This is a genomic window from Pseudomonas inefficax (assembly GCF_032164165.1).
Classification (GTDB): Bacteria; Pseudomonadota; Gammaproteobacteria; order Pseudomonadales; family Pseudomonadaceae; genus Aquipseudomonas; species Aquipseudomonas inefficax.
On sequence record NZ_CP134401.1, the window covers coordinates 473039 to 493388 of the forward strand.

Consider the following 20350-nt stretch of genomic DNA (forward strand, 5'->3'; position numbering starts at 1 on the left):
ACCGGTCAGCCTGCGAGGAAAACGGCATGTCCCTGTTGATCCGTGGCGCCACCGTGGTCACCCACGAAGAGAGTTACCCCGCCGATGTCCTGTGTGCCGATGGCCTGATTCGCGCCATCGGGCAAAACCTCGAACCACCCAGCGACTGCGAGATCCTCGACGGCAGCGGCCAGTACCTGATGCCCGGCGGCATCGACCCGCATACCCACATGCAGCTGCCGTTCATGGGCACCGTGGCCAGCGAGGACTTCTTCAGCGGCACCGCCGCAGGCCTGGCCGGTGGCACCACCTCGATCATCGACTTCGTCATCCCCAACCCGCAGCAGTCGTTGCTGGAGGCTTTCCACACTTGGCGCGGCTGGGCGCAGAAAAGCGCCAGCGACTACGGCTTCCACGTCGCCATCACCTGGTGGAGCGAGCAGGTGGCCGAAGAGATGGGCGAACTGGTGGCCAACCATGGGGTGAACAGCTTCAAGCACTTCATGGCCTACAAGAATGCGATCATGGCCGCCGACGACACCCTGGTGGCCAGCTTCGAGCGCTGCCTGCAACTGGGGGCGGTGCCCACCGTGCATGCCGAGAACGGCGAACTGGTGTACCACCTGCAGAAAAAACTGCTCGCCCAGGGCCTGACCGGGCCGGAAGCCCACCCGCTGTCACGCCCATCCCAGGTCGAGGGCGAGGCAGCCAGCCGCGCCATTCGTATTGCCGAGACGCTGGGCACGCCCCTGTACCTGGTGCATGTTTCCAGCCGCGAAGCGCTGGACGAAATCGCCTATGCCCGCGGCAAGGGCCAGCCGGTGTACGGCGAAGTCCTGCCCGGCCATCTGCTGCTGGATGACAGCGTCTACCGTGACCCGGACTGGGCCACCGCCGCAGGCTACGTGATGAGCCCACCGTTCCGCCCGCGCGAACATCAGGAGGCACTGTGGCGCGGGCTGCAGTCGGGCAACCTGCACACCACCGCCACCGACCATTGCTGCTTCTGCGCCGAGCAGAAAGCGATGGGCCGCGACGACTTCAGCCGTATCCCCAACGGCACTGCCGGCATCGAGGACCGCATGGCGGTGCTGTGGGATGCCGGGGTGAACAGCGGGCGCCTGTCGATGCACGAGTTCGTCGCGCTGACCTCCACCAACACTGCGAAGATCTTCAACCTGTTCCCGCGCAAGGGTGCCATTCGTGTTGGCGCCGACGCCGACCTGGTGCTGTGGGACCCGCAAGGCACCCGCACCATCTCGGCCAGGACCCACCACCAGCAGGTGGACTTCAACATCTTCGAAGGCCGTACCGTGCGCGGCATCCCCAGCCACACCATCAGCCAGGGCAAGGTGCTCTGGGCCGATGGCGACCTGCGCGCGGAAAAGGGCGCGGGGCGGTATGTGGAACGGCCGGCGTATCCGTCGGTGTATGAGGTGCTGGGGCGCAGGGCTGAAGTGCAGCGGCCGACGCCCGTGCAGCGTTAAGGCCATTGGGGCTGCTGTGCAGCCCATCGCCGGCAAGCCAGCTCCCACAGGAATAGTGCTGCTCTCAAGGGCATTGCTCTCCTGATAGAGCCAGCTCTAAAGGGCATGGCTCTTCTGACAGAACCAGCTCTTGCTGGGTTGGCACTGCTCTCAAGAACAACACTGTACCTGTGGGAGCTGGCTTGCCGGCGATTGGGGCGCAAAGCGCCCCCATTCCAAGCAAAATACAAGAAAGAGAGGCTACAACCGTGATCGACGCCCTGAACCACTTGCCGCGCCCCCGGGCCGGCGCCGACCAACTGGCCGAGCGCTTCAGCGACCTGGCCCCACCCCTCACCGCCCGCCAGGCCGCCGTCGAAAGCGCACGCTGCCTGTATTGCTATGACGCCCCTTGCGTCAATGCCTGCCCCAGCGACATCGACATCCCGTCGTTCATCCACCGCATCAGCGACGAAAACCTGCAAGGCGCCGCCGAGCGCATCCTTTCGGCCAACATTCTCGGCGGCAGTTGCGCCCGTGTCTGCCCCACCGAAATCCTTTGCCAGCAAGCCTGCGTGCGCAACAACGCGCAGGAATGCGCACCGGTGCTGATCGGCCAGTTGCAGCGCTATGCCCTGGACAATGCCCACTTCACCGAGCACCCGTTCCAGCGCTCGCCGGCCACCGGCAAGCGCATTGCCGTGGTCGGTGCCGGCCCCGCCGGGCTGTCGTGTGCCCACCGCCTGGCCATGCATGGGCATGATGTGGTGGTATTCGAGGCCTGCGACAAGGCCGGTGGCCTCAACGAGTACGGTATCGCCCGCTACAAGCTGGTGGACGACTATGCCCAGCGTGAAGTGGAATTCCTGCTCGGCATCGGTGGCATCGAAATTCGCCATGGCCAGCGCCTGGGTAGCAACCTCGGCCTGGGCGAACTGCGCGACCAGTACGACGCAGTGTTCCTCGGCCTGGGCCTGAATGCCGTGCGCCAGCTCGGCCTGCCGGAGGAAGAAGCCCCCGGCCTGCTCGCCGCCACCGCGTACATCCGCGAACTGCGCCAGGCCGACGACCTGAGCCAGTTGCCCCTGGCCGACCGCTGCCTGGTGATCGGTGCCGGCAACACCGCCATCGACATGGCCGTGCAGATGAGCCGCCTGGGTGCCCACGACGTCAACCTGGTGTACCGCCGCGGCCATGCCGACATGGGTGCCACCGGCCACGAGCAGGACATCGCCAAGGCCAACCAGGTACGCCTGCACACCTGGGCCCGCCCCGATGCCGTGCTGCTGGACGACAGCGGCAAGGTGCGCGGCATGCGCTTTGCCCGCACCGAGCTGGCAGACGGCCGCCTGCGCGACACCGGCGAAACCTTCGAGCTGGCCGCCGATGCCATATTCAAGGCCATCGGCCAACGTTTCGACGACGCCAGCCTCGGCGACCCGGTGGCCGCACAACTGGCGCGCATTGGTGAGCGCATCCGCGTCGACGAAACGATGCAGACCAGCCTGCCGGGCGTATATGCCGGCGGCGATTGCACCGCCCTGGGCCAGGACCTTACCGTCCAGGCGGTGCAACACGGCAAGCTGGCCGCCGAAGCCATCCATGCCCAACTCATGCTCAACGTGGAGGCTGCGTAAATGGCCGACCTGTCCATCGAATTTGCCGGCATCAAGGCACCCAACCCTTTCTGGCTGGCTTCCGCACCGCCAACCGACAAGGCCTACAACGTGGTCCGCGCCTTCGAGGCCGGCTGGGGTGGCGTCGTGTGGAAAACCCTGGGCGAAGACCCGGCGGCAGTCAACGTGTCGTCGCGCTACTCGGCGCATTACGGCCCCAACCGCCAGGTGCAGGGCATCAACAACATCGAGCTCATCACCGATCGCTCACTGGACATCAACCTGCGCGAAATCACCCAGGTGAAGAAAGACTGGCCCGACCGCGCGCTGATCGTTTCGCTGATGGTGCCGTGCGTGGAAGACTCGTGGAAGTTCATCCTGCCGCTGGTGGAGGCCACCGGGGCCGATGGCATCGAACTGAACTTCGGCTGCCCGCACGGCATGCCGGAGCGCGGCATGGGTGCGGCGGTCGGCCAGGTGCCGGAGTACGTGGAAATGGTCACCCGCTGGTGCAAGACGTACTGCTCGCTGCCGGTGATCGTCAAACTCACGCCGAACATCACCGACATCCGCCAGTCGGCCCGCGCAGCGCACCGTGGAGGGGCCGATGCGGTGTCGTTGATCAATACCATCAACTCGATCACCAGCGTCGACCTTGATCGCATGGTCGCCCACCCCATCGTCGGCGACCAGAGCACCCATGGCGGCTACTGCGGTTCGGCGGTGAAACCGATTGCCCTGAACATGGTGGCGGAAATCGCCCGCGACCCGCAAACGCGCGGCTTGCCGATTTGCGGTATTGGCGGCATCGGCAATTGGCGTGACGCCGCCGAGTTCATGGCCCTGGGCAGTGGCGCCGTGCAGGTATGCACGGCAGCGATGCTGCACGGCTTCCGCATCGTCGAGGACATGAAGGACGGCCTGGCGCGCTGGATGGACCAGCACGGGCACCGCAACATCGAGGCGTTTCGCGGCCAGGCGGTGGGGCATACCACTGACTGGAAGTACCTGGACATGAACTACAAGTCGGTGGCGCACATCGACCAGCAGGCATGCATTGGCTGCGGGCGCTGCCACATTGCCTGTGAGGATACTTCGCATCAGGCGATTGCCAGTACGCTGAAGGCAGATGGCACGCATGCCTACAGCGTGATCGAAGCGGAATGCGTGGGCTGCAACCTGTGCCAGATCACCTGCCCGGTGGAGAGCTGCATCGAGATGGTGGCGCAGGATACCGGCAAGCCGTACCTGAACTGGACGCAGGATCCGCGTAACCCCTACCGCGAGGCCAGTTGAAACCCATTGGGGCCGCTGCGCAGCCCTTCGCGGGTGAACCCGCTCCCACAGGGACCGCGCCGCTTGTGAGGGCAGCAAGACACCTGTGGGAGCGGGTTTACCCGCGAAGGGCCGCGCGGCGGCCCCGACCTCAAGGCTCCAGCCCGATCCCCCGCAAGATCACGCTGGTCACCGTCTGCACCGAACTTTCAAAGGCCATGTCCGACAACGCCTCGCCGCCATTGAGCAAGGCCACCTGGTAACCAAAGTCGGCATAGTGCTGGGTCGAGGCCCAGATCATGTACAAAAGCGCCGACGGCTCCACCGGCAGGATGCGCCCCTCCTCCACCCAGCGGCGGATCTTGGCTTCCTTCAGCTTGGCCCAGGGCACCAGGCTTTCATCCAGGTTCACCCCCAGTACCGGCGCCCCGTGCAGCATCTCTTCGGCCCAGATCTTCGAACCCAGCGGCCGCGAGCGCGAGTGGCCCATCTTCGCCCGGATGTAACTAGTCAAAACCACGCGCGGGTCGTCGAAATTCTCGAAGCACAGCGCGTCCTGCTTCCACACATCCAGCAGGTCCTGCAGCACCGCACGGAACAGGTCGTCCTTGGTACTGAAGTAATAATGCAGGTTGGAACGCGGCAACTCGGCCTGCTCGGCGATATCGCCCATTGAGGTGGCACCATAGCCCTTCTCGGCGAACACCTTTTCTGCCGCCTGCAGGATCTTCTCGATATTGCGCCGGCGAATTTCGATCTTGTGGTTGGCCATCAGGCTTGGGCCGTCCACACCGCCAGGTCATGACCATCCGGGTCGATGAAATTGAACTCGATGTTGTCGATCTGCCGATCAGTACCGCGAATGCCCATGTGTGCTCCGTGCCAAAGGGGTTTGCCCTAGTCTACTCCGCTTACTCCAAGCCAGCGCAATCCCTGTAGATACCGTCTTGACCCTCACCCCGCAAGAGCGATTTGAGGGTCAAACGGTTTGCCGGATTTCACTACGCCATACACCAGGTGCAAAAGCTTACGCATAGCAGCGCAGACTATCTGCTTGTAGGCTTTACGCCGATTGCTCAAACGCTCTGCCAGTGCCTTCACGACCGGGTTGTATCTGATCGAGACAGTGCCTGGCATCCACAAGCCGGCGCGCAATCTTGGGGCTCCTGTACGGGAAATGGTCGATTGGCCAATCTTCTCTCCCGATTGATGGATCATCGGGTTGAGGCCTGCAAACGCAACCATGGCTGACGGGCTTTCGTACTTCAGCGGATCACCCAGTTCTGCAAGGATCAGCGCGGCCGTGGTGTCTCCCAGGCCATCAATCGACGTAATCAGTTCTCGTCGCTGGCGCAGGTCTGGATCGTCATCGATCGTCTGCTCAATAGCCTTACGGGTTTTCGCTATTTCTTCGCTGATGTGCCCAATTACAGCTCTGATCGATTCCTGGACAGCGATCTGCGACACATCCAGACGGTTCTGCTCCATCTGCTGCATCTCTTTCAGGTCGTCCAGACGCCGCACCAAGGCCCGCAAGCGCCGCTGAGCTGGCGGCTCAGGCTTCCACTGACGAAGCAAATCTTTTTTCTGCTGACCGTAAGCAGCAATAACCTTGGCATCAGCCTTATCAGTTTTGACGCGTCGAAGGTCCGCTCCGGCAAACTTGGCAATCACGGCGGGATTCAGAATACACACCCGGTAACCCTTGGCATGAAAGCACTCAGCAAGCGCTTCGTGATAAGTGCCAGTGGCCTCCATGATAACCCAGGCACGTGGTTCGGCATGTTGCTCAAGCCAGGTTGCGAATTGCTCAAAACCACTCGGATTATTGGCCAGCTTGGCTTTGGTACGGACTTTCCCATTGGGAAGTGGAGTTGCAATATCGAAAGATCGCTTGGCTACATCGACGCCAACAACAACAGACATGATCTTCTCCCTCAGACAACGAAGTTTCGATCACCCAGCACTCGGTTCAACCTTGCGAATGCGTGCTCACGCCGGGGGGCGGCACTAGATACCGTTCGAACTGTTCGAGTGGGGTTGGAGGGCCAGAGCGTTATCTACAATACGGGCTCGATGCCCTTGGAGCGGCTCCGCTTCATGACCCTCCCTCGATGATCAGTCGAGAACTTTCGCCTCTTGTGAGGCGAAAGTCGAGATACAAGGAGCGGCCTTGTGTCGCGATCGGGCTGCAAAGCAGCCCCGGCAACTCATCCAGTGAGGCTGAAATCCTGGGGGCGCTACGCACCCCTTTCGCGACACAAGGCCGCTCCTACAGGGGAGACCGCCACCTGACCTAACCACCACTCGCACGATCACGCACCGGGCACTGTGCCCGGTGCAGGTTCAGTGCAGTGTTGATGATGCCGATATGGCTGAACGCCTGAGGGAAGTTACCGAGCATGCGCTGGCCCGTCGGGTCGTACTGTTCAGCCAGCAGGCCTAGGTCGTTGCACAGGCCGGTCAGGCGTTCGTACAGTGCCTGCGCTTCTGCCTGACGGCCCAGCAAGACATACACGTCGGCCAGCCAGAACGAACACACCAGGAAGGTGCCCTCCCCGGGCGTGAGGCCGTCGCTGCAACTGTCACTGTCATAGCGCAGCAGCAGCCCGTTTTTCAGCAGGCGCTGCTCGACCTGTTCAAGCGTGCGCAAGAAGCGCGGATCATCCGCCGGCAGGAAGCCGGTCAGGGCGATGTGCAACAGGCTGGCGTCCAGCTCGGTCGAGCCATAGGCCTGGACGAAAAAGCGGCCGCTGGGGTCCAGGCCCCGCGCGCACACCTCACGATGAATGTCGTCAGCCACCTGGCGGTAATGCTGCCCGCGCTCGCGGCCCTCCTCAGTGGTGTCGGCCAGCCCCGCGGCACGATCGAAGGCGACCCAGGCCATGACCTTGGAGTGCACGAACTGCTGCCGGCCGCCGCGCACTTCCCAGATGCCTTCGTCCGGCTCACGCCAGATCCGCTCGACGTAAGGCAGGATCAGCCGGGAGATGGCAGCGCTGCGCGGGTGCCGGGGCAAGCCGCCCCTGATCGCCTGAGCCATGGCGTCGGCGAGTTCGCCATAGATATCCAGCTGCATTTGCTGCGACGCTGCATTGCCCACCCGCACCGGTTGCGAGTGCTCGTAACCGGCCAGCCACGGCAAGCTGTATTCCTGCAGGTCGCGTTCGCCAGCCAGGCCGTACATGATCTGCATCTGCTCGGGGTTGCCGGCCACCGAGCGCAACAGCCACTCGCGCCAGGCCTGGGCTTCGTCGAAGTAGCCGAGGTTCATGAAGGCCAGCAGGGTCATGGTCGCGTCGCGCAGCCAACAGAAGCGGTAGTCCCAGTTGCGCTCGTGGCCGATGCGCTCGGGCAGCGAGGTGGTGACGGCGGCAACGATGCCGCCGGTAGGTGCATAGGTCATGGCCTTGAGGGTCAACAGCGAGCGGCGCACCAGCGCGGAATATGGACCCACTTGTGGGCAGCGGGCGGCGAAGGCCTGCCATTGGTCGATGGTTTGCGCCAGCGCTTCGTCGCTATCACAGCCAGGCTGCACCGGCAGGTGCGAGGGCTGGTGGCACAGGCTGAACACCTGGCGTTCGCCTGCGCCGACACGAAAGCGGGCGACGGTGTGCTGGTCGCGGGCATGCGGCAGGACGGTGCTGCGCAGGATCAGCCGGTCGGGGCCGGCGACGGCGCTGAGGGTCAGCGGGTCGAGCCGTTCTACCCAGGGCACGCTGCGGCCATAGTCGAAGCGCATGACCAGGTCCATCTCGAAATTGGTTTCGCCAGCGAGGCCCTCGACGATGCGCACCAGCGAGTTGACCTCGCTCAGCGGCATGAAGTCGAGCACACGGGCGCGGCCGGTGGCGGTGACCCAGGTGGTTTCCAGCACCAGGGTGTCGTCCAGGTATTGGCGGCTGCTGTGTTCGACCGGGTCGCAGGGGGCCAGGCGCCAGCGGCCGTTTTCTTCATTGCCCAGCAGTGCAGCGAATACCGCAGGGGCGTCGAAGCGTGGCAGGCACAGCCAGTCGAGCGAGCCATCGCGGCTGATCAGGGCGGCGCTGCGGCAGTTGCCCAGCAGGGCATAGTCTTCGATGTGGGCAGGCATTGGAGCTCCTTGAGTGGCTGCCTGTGCTGGCCTCTTCGCGGGTGAACCCGCTCCCACAGGTACATCACAGGCCTTGAAGCCATCGGTATCCCTGTAGGAGCAGCCTTGTGCTGCGAAGAAGGCAGCCCAAGGCTGGCACATCTCAACTGGCTTACTGGCCCTTTCGCAGCAGAAGGCTGCTCCTACAAGTCGGTGCTGCACCTGTGGGAGCGGGTTCACCCGCGAAGAGGCCGGCACAGGCTCTACAAAAACCTCACCCCAAGCGATGCCACTCGCGCTTGTCCCGGGTCAGCAATTCATTGCCGGCCTCGGGCCCGTCTTCACCGGCCGGGTACTCATGCACCTCGCCACCCTGTGCCCAGGCATCGAGGAACGGCTGCACCGCGCGCCAGCCGTTTTCGATGTTGTCAGCCCGCTGGAACAAGGTCTGGTCACCGGTAAGGCAGTCGTAGATCAGCGTCTCGTAGCCGGTCGCCGGGGTCATCTTGAAGAAGTCCTTGTAGGCAAAGCCCAGCTCGACATTCTCCATCACCAGCTCCGGCCCCGGGCGCTTGGCCTGCAGGTCGAACCACATGCCTTCGTTGGGCTGGATCTGGATTTTCAGGTAATTGGGCTTGGGCCGCTCCAGCTCCGACTCGCGGAACTGCGCATAAGGCGCGGGTTTGAAGCAGATGGCGATTTCGGTATCGCGCACGCTCATGCGCTTGCCAGTGCGCAGGTAGAACGGCACGCCAGCCCAGCGCCAGTTGTCGATCATCACCTTCAGCGCCACATAAGTCTCGGTCTGGCTATCAGCCGCGACGTTGGCCTCGTGGCGGTAGCCGGGCAACTGCTTGCGCCCCTGCCTGCCGGCACTGTACTGGCCACGCACGGAGTTTTTCAGGGCCATCTTGGTCGACCACGGGCGGATGGCGCCGACCACCTTGGCCTTTTCGCTCCGCACGGCATCGGCGGCAAACGCGGCCGGGGGCTCCATGGCCACCATCGCCAGCAACTGGAACAGGTGGTTGGGCACCATGTCGCGCAGGGCGCCGGTGCTGTCGTAGAACGCGCCACGGGTCTCGACACCGACGGTTTCCGCGGCAGTGATCTGCACATGGTCGATGTAGTGGTTGTTCCAGAACGATTCGAACAAGCCGTTGGAGAACCGGCTGACCAGGATGTTCTGCACCGTCTCTTTGCCCAGGTAATGGTCGATGCGGTAGATCTGCCGCTCGCCCATCACCTTCAACAGGCAGGCGTTGAGCGCCTCGGCGCTGGCCAGGTCGGTGCCGAAGGGCTTTTCCACCACGACCCGGCGAAAGCCGCCGGCCGATTCGTCGAGCAGCCCGGCCTGCCCCAGGCGCTGCGCCACCTCGGGGAAGAAGCGCGGCGAGGTCGCCAGATAGAAGATGGCGTTGCCATGGCGGGTTGTGTCGATGCGCTTGGCGAGCGCCTGGTAAGTGGCTGGGTCGAGGAAATCGCCGGTCTGGTAATCCAGGCGCTTGGCCAGCCGTGCCCAGAGCTTGTCATCCAGGCATTTGGCCGTGCCCTCGCCACCTTTGTCACGCTCGGCCATGAACGCATGCAGGCGGCCGGCGAATTCCTCGGCGGTGGCCGGGTTGTGGTCGACACCGACGATGCGCAGATTGCGGTCGAGCAGACCGTCACGGCTGAGGTTGTAAAGCGCCGGCATCAGCAGGCGCTTGACCAGGTCGCCATTGGCGCCGAACAGGAACAGGGTGCATGGCGGAGCAGCCGGAATGCTCTGTCTGGTCATTCGCCTTTCTTCTCGACATGGCCACCAAAGCCCAGGCGCATGGCCGAGAGAATCTTGTCGCCATAGGTGCCCTGCTGCTGGCGCGAGCGGAAGCGGGCGAACAGCGCGCTGGACAGCACCGGCACCGGCACCGCCTGTTCGACGGCGGCGTCGATGGTCCAGCGGCCTTCACCGCTGTCGGACACCGAGCCACTGAACTGCGACAGCTGCGGGTCGGCTACCAGCGCATCGGCGGTAAGGTCGAGCAGCCACGAGGTGACCACGCTGCCACGCCGCCACACTTCAGCGATTTCGGCCACGTTCAGGTCGAAACGCTGGTCCTCCGGCAGTTCGTTGCCGCCCTTGCTGCGCAACAGGTCGAAACCTTCGGCGTAGGCCTGCATCAGGCCGTATTCGATGCCGTTGTGCACCATTTTCACGTAGTGCCCGGCACCGGGTGGGCCGGCATGGATGTAGCCGTGTTCGGCACGCTGGTGTTCGCCACTGCGGCCATGGGTACGCGGAATGTCACCCACGCCCGGGGCCAGCGCCTTGAACAGGGGTTCCAGGCGCTCGAATACGTCCTTTTCGCCACCGATCATCATGCAGTAGCCACGGTCCAGGCCCCACACGCCGCCCGAGGTGCCGACGTCCAGGTAATGCAGCCCACGCTTGGCCAGCTCGGCGGCGCGGCGCATGTCGTCCTTGTAGAACGTGTTGCCGCCGTCGATGATCGCATCACCCGGCTCCAGCAGCTCGGCCAGTTGGGCGATGGTCTGCTCGGTGGGCTCGCCGGCGGGCAGCATGACCCACACGGCACGCGGTGCTTTCAGCTTCTGTACCAGCGCACCAAGGTCGTGCGCGCCTTGGGCGCCCTCGCCCTCCAGGCCAACGATGGCCTCGCGGTTGCGGTCATGCACCACCGTACGGTGGCCGGCGCGCATCAGGCGCCTTGCGATATTGCCGCCCATGCGGCCCAGCCCGATGATTCCCAGTTGCATGAGCCGATGCTCCCCTTTCGAAATAAATGACAACACAATCCAGCTTTTCAGATTAGTCCAGCGAACCGATCGAGGGTTCAGCGACGAACGGCGAGACCACGATAAACAAAAAAGTTCCCAAGACCTGCGAAAGAATTCAAAATGCGCCCGCCTGAAGCGTCTACGCTTTAACTTGTCACCAGCCAAAACCGCGAGGTGTGCTCATGGGTACCTTGATGCCTGCAACCCCAACCCAGACCCTCTATGTCTCCGTGCGCCGTGATGAGCTGCGTAAACTGAAGGACGAACGTGACCAGCTGCGCCAGCAGGTCGCCCAACTGAACCTGCTGCTGGCGCGACAGCGCGCTGAAGACAAAACTGTCAGCCTCTGATTCTACCTTCATCTTGTGGGGGCTGAATGGCTCCCACCAGCCCCTTCTCTAGTAAGTCGCCGCGTCTGCCCCCTACTCGGTAACGGTAGGAGCAGCCTTGTGCTGCGAAATGGCCAGCACTGCAAGCATGAATCTACCGGTCATACCGGCCTCTTCGCAGCACAAGGCTGCTCCTACAAGTTAGGCGTCACCGCGCACCATCAAGGTGCATTGCGGGTGACTAGCCACAATTTGGCGCACCGCCCAAACATCGCCGCCCAACCCTTTTCACATCCGCTTACAGACGCCAACGTTTGCGTCTATTCCGCGGATGCCAATAGTGACCAATGGGTCACCTTTTTGCCTTTTTCTCTCCTACACTCGAGTTTCGGCCCGCCATTTGCTCAACGGAAGAGCGACGAAAAAAAGTCGAACTTTCCAAAACGTCGGCAGGTCAGGAACTAAGTAGGCCAAACGCAAGGGACATTCCCTGGCTCGGCCCACCCATCCCAACCAGTCAAATCGCCTTCGGCCGGAATGCCGATCGCGCCGTGCCTGCGCGCACGACCCTGGGGCATGGAACGCACTACGCAGAATCCAGAAACAGAGAGAACCAACACGAAACATCGCCACGGGTGCCAGCACCCGGCCAAGCATAGGGACGGAGAGAAGTATGATCAGTGCCGCTGTCGAGCCTCACGTAGATTCATTCAACCCGAACAACCGCGAGCCGCTCACCCCGGACTTCGCCACGACAGGCAAGGCACCCGGCGCCCAGCGCCAGCACAACCGCAACAAGCGCAAGATATTGTTCGTGACCTCGGAAATCGCCGACCTGGTGAAAACCGGTGGCCTGGGCGACGTGTCGGCAGCCCTGCCCCGTGCCCTGGCACACCTGCACGATGTGCGGGTGCTGATCCCCGGCTACCGCCAGGTGATGGAAAGCGACAACCCCATCCACATCGTCGGTGAACTGGGTGGCCATGCCGCCTTGCCGCCGTGCAAGATCGGGCGCATGGACATGGCCGACGGCCTGGTCATCTATGTGCTGATCTGCCCCGAACTGTACCAGCGCGACGGCACCCCCTATGGCGCCAACAACGGCCGCGACTGGCCCGACAACCACATCCGCTTCGCCCGCCTGGGCCTGGCTGCCGCCGAAATCGCCGCCGGCGAAGGCAGGATCCACTGGAAGCCCGAGGTGGTTCATGCGCACGACTGGCCAGCAGGCCTGGCACCGGCCTACATGCACTGGCGCGGGCTGAGCACGCCAACCCTGTTCACCATCCACAACCTGGCCTACCAGGGTGTGTACAGCCGCGGCTGCAGCCCGGAACTGGCAATCCCCGAGCACGCCATGCAGCAGGAAGGCATGGAGTTCTACGGCAAGCTGTCGTTCCTCAAGGCCGGCCTGGCCTACGCCAGCCATATCACCACGGTCAGCGCCACCTATGCCCGGGAAATCACCACTCCGGAATTCGGCTGCGGCCTGGACGGCTTCCTCGCCAGCAAGGCCCAGCAAGGCCTGCTCGGCGGCATTCCCAATGGCATCGACGAAAGCTGGGATTCGGCCACCGACAAGCACCTGCAGCACAACTTCAGCATCAACGACTGGGAAGGCAAGGCGCGCAATGCCCAGGAAGTACGCGAGCTGTTCAAACTGCAGCCCTCCGAAGGCCCACTGTTCGCCGTGGTTTCGCGCCTGGTCTACCAGAAAGGCCTGGACCTGACCCTGGGGGTGGCCGACTACATCGTCGAGCAAGGCGGGCAGATCGCGATCATCGGCCGTGGCGAGCCCGAAGAAGAGCAGGCCATGCGCGAACTGGCGCTACGCCACCCGGGCCGTATCGGCGTGCGCATCGGCTTCAACGAAACCGACGCCCGGCGCATGTTCGCCGGCAGCGACTTCCTGCTGATGCCGTCACGCTACGAGCCATGCGGCCTCAGCCAGATGTACGCGCAGCGCTTCGGCTCGCTGCCGGTGGCGCGCAACACCGGCGGCCTGGCCGACACCATCGAGTGCGGCGTCACCGGTTTCCTGTTCAACGAGTCCACCGTCGAAAGCTATCGCGAGGCACTCAGCCGCGCCTTCTATGTATACGGCAAGAAGGACCTGCTGAACGCCATGCGCTGCCTGTCGATGACCCAACCGTTCAACTGGTGCCAGGCCGTGGAACCCTACGCACGGCTGTACGAAGACCTGGTCAAGCAGGCCCAGCACAGCCACTACTGAACGGGGAGTTGAAGATGCACAGGCATGGCGCACACCTGCTGGACGCCACGTCGGCGCGCTTCGCCCTCTGGGCGCCGGATGCGCGCAGCGTGAGTGTGGAACTGGAGCAGCAGCCGGCCATCGAGCTGTTGCCCGACGATGAAGGCTGGTACACCGGCGTGGCCCCGTGCCAGGCCGGTGACCGTTATCACTACCGTATCGACGGTGAACTACAGGTGGCCGACCCCGCCTCGCGCTACCAGCCCGACGGCGTGCAGGGGCCGAGCCAGGTGGTGGATGTGGCCAGCTATGCCTGGCAACACCCCTGGCAAGGCCGGCCCTGGCACGAAGCGGTCATTCAGGAGCTGCATGTCGGCCTGCTCGACGGCTACCAAGGGGTCGCCCGGCAACTGCCGCGCCTGGCCGAGCTGGGCATCAGCGCCATCGAGCTGATGCCGCTGGGGCAGTTCCCCGGCGAGCGCAACTGGGGTTACGACGGCGTGCTGCCCTATGCGCCGCAAAACACCTACGGCAGCCCCGAGCAGCTGTGTGCGCTGGTCGACCAGGCCCACGGCCAGGGGCTGATGGTGCTGGTCGATGTGGTGTACAACCACTTCGGCCCCGACGGCAACTACCTGCACCAGTACGCCAGCCCGTTCTTCCGCGAGGACCGGCAGACCCCATGGGGCGCAGCCATCGACTTCCGCCGCCCGCAGGTACGCGAGTACTTCATCCAGAACGCCCTGATGTGGCTGTGCGACTACCGCTGCGATGGCCTGCGCCTGGATGCCGTGCACGCTATCGACCAGCCCGACTTCCTGGTCGAGCTGGCGCAAAGGGTACGCGCTGCCGTGGAGCCGGGCCGCCACGTGTGGCTGGTCCTGGAGAACGAGCACAACCAGGCCTTCCTGCTGGAACAAGGCTTCGATGCCCAGTGGAACGACGACGGCCACAATGCCTTGCATGTGCTGCTGACCGGCGAAACCGAAGGCTACTACGCCGACTACCAGCAGCGCCCCATCGACCAGTTGGCCCGCTGCCTCGCCGAAGGTTTCGTGTTCCAGGGCCAGGCCAACCGCCATGGTACGCCCCGCGGCGAGCCCAGCGGGCACTTGCCGCCCAGCGCCTTCGTGCTGTTCCTGCAGAACCATGACCAGGTCGGCAACCGCGCCCTGGGCGAGCGCCTTACCCGCCTGTGCCCGCCGCAGGCGCTGCGGGCGGCCACCGGGCTGTTGCTGCTGGCGCCGATGATCCCGCTGCTGTTCATGGGCGACGACGATGGCAGCTGCCAGCCGTTCCTGTTCTTCACCGACTTCCATGACCAGCTGGCCGACGCCGTACGCGAAGGTCGGCGTGGCGAGTTCGCCCATTTCGCCGCCTTCGCCGACCCCGAGCAGCGCCAACGCATTCCCGACCCCAACGCAGAACAGACCTTCGAGGCCTCCCGCCCGCAAGCCAGGGAAGTGATCGCTGGCTGGCACGGGCTGTACCAGCACCTGCTCGAGCTGCGCCGCCGCCATGTGATCCCGCACCTGCCCGGCAGCCGCGCGCTGGGCGCCGAAGTACACGGCGACAAGGCCCTGACCGCACGCTGGCGCCTGGGCAACGGCACCACCCTGCGCATTGACCTCAACCTGGCCGCTACCCCGCAGGAGGTCGAGTTACCCGCGCCCGCCAACCGACTGTTCGACAGCAGCGACACCCGACACCCCGATACCCATCTGGCCGCATACAGCTGCGTGGTCAGCCTGCTTTCCCCCGCCCAGGAGCGCCCATGAGCGAAACCGCCCTGCACCGCCTGGCCACCCGCGTCGGGCTGAGCCGCGACTGGATCGACGCCAATGCCCGGCCCCAGCGAGTCAGCGACGAGGTGCTGCGCAACATCCTTGAAGGCCTTGGCCATCCCGCTTCCGATGACGCCGCCATTGCCGCCAGCCTGCGCGCCGTGGACGCTGCCGAAGACAGTGAGCACCTACCGCCGCTGCTGACCGCCGACCTCGGCCAGCCACTGCCACTGGCGCGCTATTTCAGCGCCGCCAGCGTCGCGCACTGCACCCTGGAGGACCACAGCGCCCTCACCTTCAGCCTCGACGACCAGGCCCAGCTGCCCGGTGCGTTGCCCATCGGCTATCACCAGGTGGAAATCGACAGCCGCCGCTTCACCGTGGCCGTGGCTCCGCCACGCTGCCACAGCCTTGAAGACCGGGTGCAGGCACCGCCCCCGCGCTGCTGGGGCCTGGCGGTGCAGCTGTACAGCCTGCGCCGGCCCGGTGATGGCGGCTACGGCGACTGCCTGGCCCTGGAACAACTGGCCCGCGCGGCCGCCGAGCGTGGTGCCGATGCCTTGGCCATCAGCCCGATCCACGCCCTGTCGACCATCGACCAGACGCACTACAGCCCCTACTCGCCCTCCAGCCGCCTGCTGCTCAATACCCTGTACGCCAGCCCAGCCGCACTGCTGGGCGAGCGGGAGGTGCGCGTGGCCATAGAAGCCTGCGGCCTGGAGCAACAGCTGGACGACCTTGAGCAAGGCCCGCTGGTCGACTGGCCGCGTGCCGCCAGCGCCCGCATGCGCCTGCTCGAAGCCCTGTACCAGGGTTTCAGCCAGGGCGACCACCCGCTGCGCAAGGATTTCGACAGCTTCCGCGAAGCCGGTGGCCAGGCCCTGGAACACCACTGCCGCTTCGAGGTGCTGCAGGCCCAAGCCGTGGAGCACGGCCTGGGTGCCGACTGGCGCCACTGGCCCAAGACCTGGCATGACCCGTACCACCCGGAAGTGGAGGCCTTCGCCAACGCCTACCCGGCCAAGATCGAGTTCCATGCCTTTTGCCAATGGCTGACCGAACGAGGCTTGCAACGCGCCCAGGAAGCAGCGCGCGGCAACGGCATGGCGGTCGGCCTGATCGCTGACCTGGCAGTGGGCGCCGATGGTGCCGGCAGCCAGGCATGGAGCCGGCAGGACGAACTGCTGGCAGGCCTGAAGGTGGGCGCACCGCCCGACATTCTCAACCGTGCCGGCCAGGACTGGGGCATCTGCGCCTTCTCGCCCGAAGGCCTCAAGCGCAACGGCTACCGCGCCTTCATCGAAATGCTGCGGGCCAACCTCGCCCACGCCGGCGGCCTGCGCATCGACCATGTCATGGGCCTGCGCCGGCTGTGGCTGATCCCGCAGGGGGCCAAGCCCAGCGAAGGCGCCTACCTCAACTACCCGCTGGACGACCTGCTGCGCCTGCTGGCGCTGGAGTCGGTGCGCCACCAGGCGATCATCCTTGGTGAAGACCTGGGCACCGTACCGGACGGCCTGCGCGAGCAACTGGCGGCCAAGGCCGTGCTGGGCATGCGCGTGCTGCCCTTCGAGCAGACCCAGCCCGGCCACTTCAGGCCGATTCTCGACTGGCCGGACAACGCCCTTGCCACCACCGGCACCCACGATCTGGCGCCGTTGGCCGGCTGGCTGGAAAACCGCGACATCGACTGGAGCCACCGCCTGCAACTGATCGACGCTGCCACCGAACTGCACTGGCGCCACGAGCGGCAGAAGGAGCACGATGGCCTGCGCCGCACCCTGGAGGCCAACTACGGCCCGCTGTCGGACAACGACGCGCTGATCGACGCGGCCATCCGCTACGTTGGCCACACCCGCGCACCGCTGGTGCTGGTGCCGCTGGAAGACCTGCTGGGCTGCGACGAGCAACCCAACCTGCCGGGTACCACCGCCGGCCACCCCAACTGGCGCCGACGCTTTGCCCGGCAGGTACGTGAACTGCTCGACGATGAAGACGCAGCAAGGCGCCTGGAGCTGTTGGCCCAGGCCCGCGAACAGGCGTGGGAGCGTGACCGATGAAAGCGCTGACCGCGACCCTGCGCCTGCAGTTTCACAGTGAATTCACCCTCGATCACGCCGTGCCGTTGGTGCCGTACTTCGCCCAGTTGGGTATCAGCCACCTGTACGCCTCGCCCATCCTCAAGGCCCGCGCCGGCTCGCGCCACGGCTACGACGTGGTCGACCCGACCTGCGTCAACCCCGAGCTGGGCGGCGAAGCGGCGCTGCAACGGCTGGTTGCCGCCCTGCGCCAGCACGGCATGGGGCTGATCCTGGACACGGTGTCCAACCACATGGCCGTGGGCGGTGCCGACAACCCCTGGTGGCAGAGCCTGCTGGCCTGGGGCCGGCGCAGCCCGTATGCAGAATTCTTCGACATCCAGTGGCACTCCAGCGACCCACTGCTGGCCGGCCAGCTGCTGTTGCCGTTCCTGGGCAGCGACTATGGCGTGGCGCTGAAGAATGGCGAGATACCGCTGGAGTTCGACAGGCAAAATGGGGTGCTGCAAATCGCCCACTACGAACACCGCTTCCCGATCTGCCCGGTCGACTACGGCTGGCTTCTCGCCCTCAGCCCGGACCCGGCCCTGAATGCCCTGGCCGAACGCTTCACCGCGTTGAACGCATCGGCCACGCCGCTGGCCGACGCCCTGCCCCTGCACGCCGAACTGGCGCGCCTGGTCGCTGAAGGTGCCGACCTCGAATCGGCGCTGCAGGCCTTCGACAGCCGCAACGAGCATGGCTTCAAGCGCCTGCACCTGCTGCTGGAACGCCAGACCTACCGCCTGGCAAGCTGGCGCACGGCCGCCGACGACATCAACTGGCGGCGCTTCTTCGACATCAACGAACTGGGCGGCTTGCGCGTCGAACGCGCGGTGGTGTTCGAGGCCACCCACGCCAAACTGTTCGAACTGATCGAGCGCGGCCTGGTAGACGGCCTGCGCATCGACCACATCGACGGCCTGGCCGACCCGCGCGGTTACTGCCGAAAGCTGCGCCGGCGGGTCGATGGCCTGCTGGCACGGCGGCCGTTGGACGCTGCCCTGGAGCACTTCCCGATCTACGTGGAGAAGATCCTCGGCGCCAACGAGCACCTGCACCGCGACTGGCTTACCGATGGCACCACCGGCTATGACTTCATGAACCAGGTCTCGCTGCTGCAGCACGACCCGGCGGGCGAAGCAACACTGACCGAGCTGTGGGCCAATGTGAGCGAACGCCCCGACTTCCCCGAAGAAGTGCGTCAGGCCCGCCACCTGGTGCTCAATGCCAGCCTGGCCGGTGACTGCGAGTCGGTGGCCCAGGCGCTGTTGCAGGTGGCGCGCAACGACCTGATGACCCGCGACCTGACCCTGGGCGCGATTCGCCGCGCCTTGCAGGCGCTGGTAGCGCATTACCCGGTGTACCGCACCTACTTCAATGCCTGCGGGCGCCCGGCAGAAGACGAAGGTTTTTTCCGGCAGGCCCTGGCCAATGCTCGCCAGGACCTCAGCGAAGCTGACTGGCCGCTGCTCGAGCACCTTGAACAATGGCTGGGCGGGCAAGCCTGGCGCAACCTGCCAGCAGGCCGGGCGCGCAAGCAGTTGCGCCATGCCTGCGTGCGCTTCCAGCAACTGACCGCGCCCAGCGCCGCCAAGGCGGTGGAAGACACCGCGTTCTACCGCAGCGCGCGGCTGCTGTCGCGCAACGATGTGGGCTTCGACGCCGAGCGTTTCAGCGCCCCGCCCGAGCACTTCCACAACGAGGCCCAGCGGCGCCTGCGCGACTTCCCCGACAACCTGCTGGCCACCGCCACCCATGACCACAAGCGTGGCGAAGATACCCGCGCGCGCCTGGCCGTGCTCAGCGAGCGCGGCCCGTGGCTGGCCAGCCGAATGGAACACTGGCGGGAACTGGCCACGCCGTTGCGTACGCAACTGGATGACGGCCTGGCGCCCAGCCCCGGCGACGAGCTGATGCTGTTGCAGACCTTGCTGGGCAGCTGGCCGCTGGACCTCGACCTGCACGACGACAACGCCCTTGGCCAGTACGCCGAACGCATGCGCCAGTGGCAGCAGAAGGCCCTGCGCGAGGCCAAGCTGCGCAGCAGCTGGAGCGCGCCGAACGAGGCCTACGAAAGCGCCTGCGCCCGCTACATCGAGGGCCTGCTGCTGGACGGAGAGAACCAGCAGCTGCGCAGATCGCTGGCCGACGCCGCGCACCTGGTGGCCTGCCCCGGTGCCCTCAACGGCCTGGTCCAGGCCCTGCTGCGCATGACCACACCCGGTGTGCCCGACCTGTACCAAGGCACCGAATACTGGGACTTCAGCCTGGTCGACCCGGACAACCGCCGCGCGGTGGACTACGCCTGCCGACGTCGCACCCTGGACGATGCAACGCCGGTAGCCGAGCTGCTGGCGCACTGGCGCGACGGCCGCCTGAAGCAGGCGCTGATCGCCCGGGTGCTGGACTGCCGCCAGGCCCATGCCGAGCTGTTCCGTCGTGGCGCCTACCTGCCCCTGACCGTGCACGGCCGGCATGCCGACAAGGTGGTCGCGTTCGCCCGCCTGGGCGAAGGCGAACGGGCCGTCATTATCGCGCCACGCCTGGCCAGTACCCTGCTGGCAGATGCACCGATACCCCTGATCCCGGCACAGAACTGGGAAGACACGCGGGTAAGCCTGCCGTTTGCCTTGTCGCCTGCCAACTCGACGGGACTTTTCTCCAATGCTGCGGTCAGCTCTTGCAGGGAGCTGTTGTTGAGCGCCGTGCTGGCGGAGTTTCCGGTCAACCTGCTGATACAACAAATTTGAGCATC

General features: G+C 65.1%; 13 protein-coding genes. 8 read left to right on the forward strand and 5 right to left on the reverse strand.

The genetic code is table 11. From position 1 onward, the window contains the following. Nucleotides 1–26 precede the first annotated feature (26 nt). The 3 genes from hydA to preA all read left to right on the forward strand — a co-directional run bounded on the left by hydA (nt 27) and on the right by preA (nt 4357). Nucleotides 27–1466, forward strand: coding sequence for a dihydropyrimidinase (gene hydA / locus RIN61_RS02235; RefSeq protein ID WP_112252850.1), 1440 nt, complete (start codon nt 27–29; stop codon nt 1464–1466). A 248-nt stretch (nt 1467–1714) separates the two neighbouring features. Further along, nucleotides 1715–3082: an NAD(P)-dependent oxidoreductase gene (locus RIN61_RS02240; protein ID WP_207879808.1), complete on the forward strand. Its 1368-nt coding sequence runs from the start codon at nt 1715–1717 to the stop codon at nt 3080–3082. After that, nucleotides 3083–4357, forward strand: a complete 1275-nt coding sequence (gene preA / locus RIN61_RS02245; RefSeq protein WP_112252852.1) for an NAD-dependent dihydropyrimidine dehydrogenase subunit PreA — start codon at nt 3083–3085, stop codon at nt 4355–4357. A 130-nt stretch (nt 4358–4487) separates the two neighbouring features. Here the strand turns inward: preA and RIN61_RS02250 are convergent, their stop codons facing one another. The 5 genes from RIN61_RS02250 to gnd all read right to left on the reverse strand — a co-directional run bounded on the left by RIN61_RS02250 (nt 4488) and on the right by gnd (nt 11207). Then, the gene (locus RIN61_RS02250) at nt 4488–5108 is read right to left on the reverse strand and encodes a TetR/AcrR family transcriptional regulator (RefSeq protein ID WP_112252853.1); all 621 of its coding nucleotides are present in this window, start codon (nt 5106–5108) and stop codon (nt 4488–4490) included. Nucleotides 5109–5290: 182 nt separating this feature from the next. Next, complete coding sequence (locus tag RIN61_RS02255) at nt 5291–6262, reverse strand: IS110 family RNA-guided transposase (RefSeq protein WP_207880112.1); 972 nt, start codon at nt 6260–6262, stop codon at nt 5291–5293. Nucleotides 6263–6632: 370 nt separating this feature from the next. Beyond that, nucleotides 6633–8429: a glycoside hydrolase family 15 protein gene (locus tag RIN61_RS02260; RefSeq protein ID WP_313855542.1), complete on the reverse strand. Its 1797-nt coding sequence runs from the start codon at nt 8427–8429 to the stop codon at nt 6633–6635. 253 nt (nt 8430–8682) lie between these two features. After that, the gene (gene zwf, locus RIN61_RS02265; RefSeq protein WP_313855544.1) at nt 8683–10188 is read right to left on the reverse strand and encodes a glucose-6-phosphate dehydrogenase; all 1506 of its coding nucleotides are present in this window, start codon (nt 10186–10188) and stop codon (nt 8683–8685) included. Beyond that, nucleotides 10185–11207: a phosphogluconate dehydrogenase (NAD(+)-dependent, decarboxylating) gene (gene gnd / locus RIN61_RS02270; RefSeq protein WP_181457372.1), complete on the reverse strand. Its 1023-nt coding sequence runs from the start codon at nt 11205–11207 to the stop codon at nt 10185–10187. The genes zwf and gnd overlap by 4 nt, the downstream gene beginning before the upstream one ends. 164 nt (nt 11208–11371) lie before the next feature. On the opposite strand from gnd, the gene RIN61_RS02275 reads away from it, so the two are divergent. The 5 genes from RIN61_RS02275 (at nt 11372) to RIN61_RS02295 (ending at nt 20345) form a co-directional block, all read left to right on the forward strand. Then, nucleotides 11372–11539: a DUF6026 family protein gene (locus RIN61_RS02275; protein ID WP_220087590.1), complete on the forward strand. Its 168-nt coding sequence runs from the start codon at nt 11372–11374 to the stop codon at nt 11537–11539. Nucleotides 11540–12191: 652 nt separating this feature from the next. Beyond that, nucleotides 12192–13751, forward strand: coding sequence for a glycogen synthase GlgA (gene glgA / locus RIN61_RS02280; RefSeq protein WP_112252857.1), 1560 nt, complete (start codon nt 12192–12194; stop codon nt 13749–13751). A 14-nt stretch (nt 13752–13765) separates the two neighbouring features. After that, nucleotides 13766–15508 (forward strand): malto-oligosyltrehalose trehalohydrolase, encoded by a 1743-nt coding sequence (gene treZ, locus RIN61_RS02285; RefSeq protein WP_215520612.1) that lies wholly within the window; start codon nt 13766–13768, stop codon nt 15506–15508. Further along, the gene (gene malQ / locus RIN61_RS02290) at nt 15505–17574 is read left to right on the forward strand and encodes a 4-alpha-glucanotransferase (protein WP_313855548.1); all 2070 of its coding nucleotides are present in this window, start codon (nt 15505–15507) and stop codon (nt 17572–17574) included. The genes treZ and malQ overlap by 4 nt, the downstream gene beginning before the upstream one ends. After that, complete coding sequence (locus RIN61_RS02295; RefSeq protein WP_313855550.1) at nt 17571–20345, forward strand: malto-oligosyltrehalose synthase; 2775 nt, start codon at nt 17571–17573, stop codon at nt 20343–20345. Before malQ ends, RIN61_RS02295 begins: the two co-directional genes overlap by 4 nt. Nucleotides 20346–20350 lie beyond the last annotated feature (5 nt).

Bases quoted from the DNA above. Each gene is read 5' to 3' on its own strand.
- zwf (WP_313855544.1), bottom strand. From the start codon at position 10,188: ATGACCAGACAGAGCATTCCGGCTGCTCCGCCATGCACCCTGTTCCTG.
- preA (WP_112252852.1), top strand. From the start codon at position 3,083: ATGGCCGACCTGTCCATCGAATTTGCCGGCATCAAGGCACCCAACCCT.
- RIN61_RS02275 (WP_220087590.1), top strand. From the start codon at position 11,372: ATGGGTACCTTGATGCCTGCAACCCCAACCCAGACCCTCTATGTCTCC.
- malQ (WP_313855548.1), top strand. From the start codon at position 15,505: ATGAGCGAAACCGCCCTGCACCGCCTGGCCACCCGCGTCGGGCTGAGC.
- treZ (WP_215520612.1), top strand. From the start codon at position 13,766: ATGCACAGGCATGGCGCACACCTGCTGGACGCCACGTCGGCGCGCTTC.
- RIN61_RS02255 (WP_207880112.1), bottom strand. From the start codon at position 6,262: ATGTCTGTTGTTGTTGGCGTCGATGTAGCCAAGCGATCTTTCGATATT.
- hydA (WP_112252850.1), top strand. From the start codon at position 27: ATGTCCCTGTTGATCCGTGGCGCCACCGTGGTCACCCACGAAGAGAGT.
- glgA (WP_112252857.1), top strand. From the start codon at position 12,192: ATGATCAGTGCCGCTGTCGAGCCTCACGTAGATTCATTCAACCCGAAC.
- RIN61_RS02250 (WP_112252853.1), bottom strand. From the start codon at position 5,108: ATGGCCAACCACAAGATCGAAATTCGCCGGCGCAATATCGAGAAGATC.
- RIN61_RS02295 (WP_313855550.1), top strand. From the start codon at position 17,571: ATGAAAGCGCTGACCGCGACCCTGCGCCTGCAGTTTCACAGTGAATTC.
- RIN61_RS02260 (WP_313855542.1), bottom strand. From the start codon at position 8,429: ATGCCTGCCCACATCGAAGACTATGCCCTGCTGGGCAACTGCCGCAGC.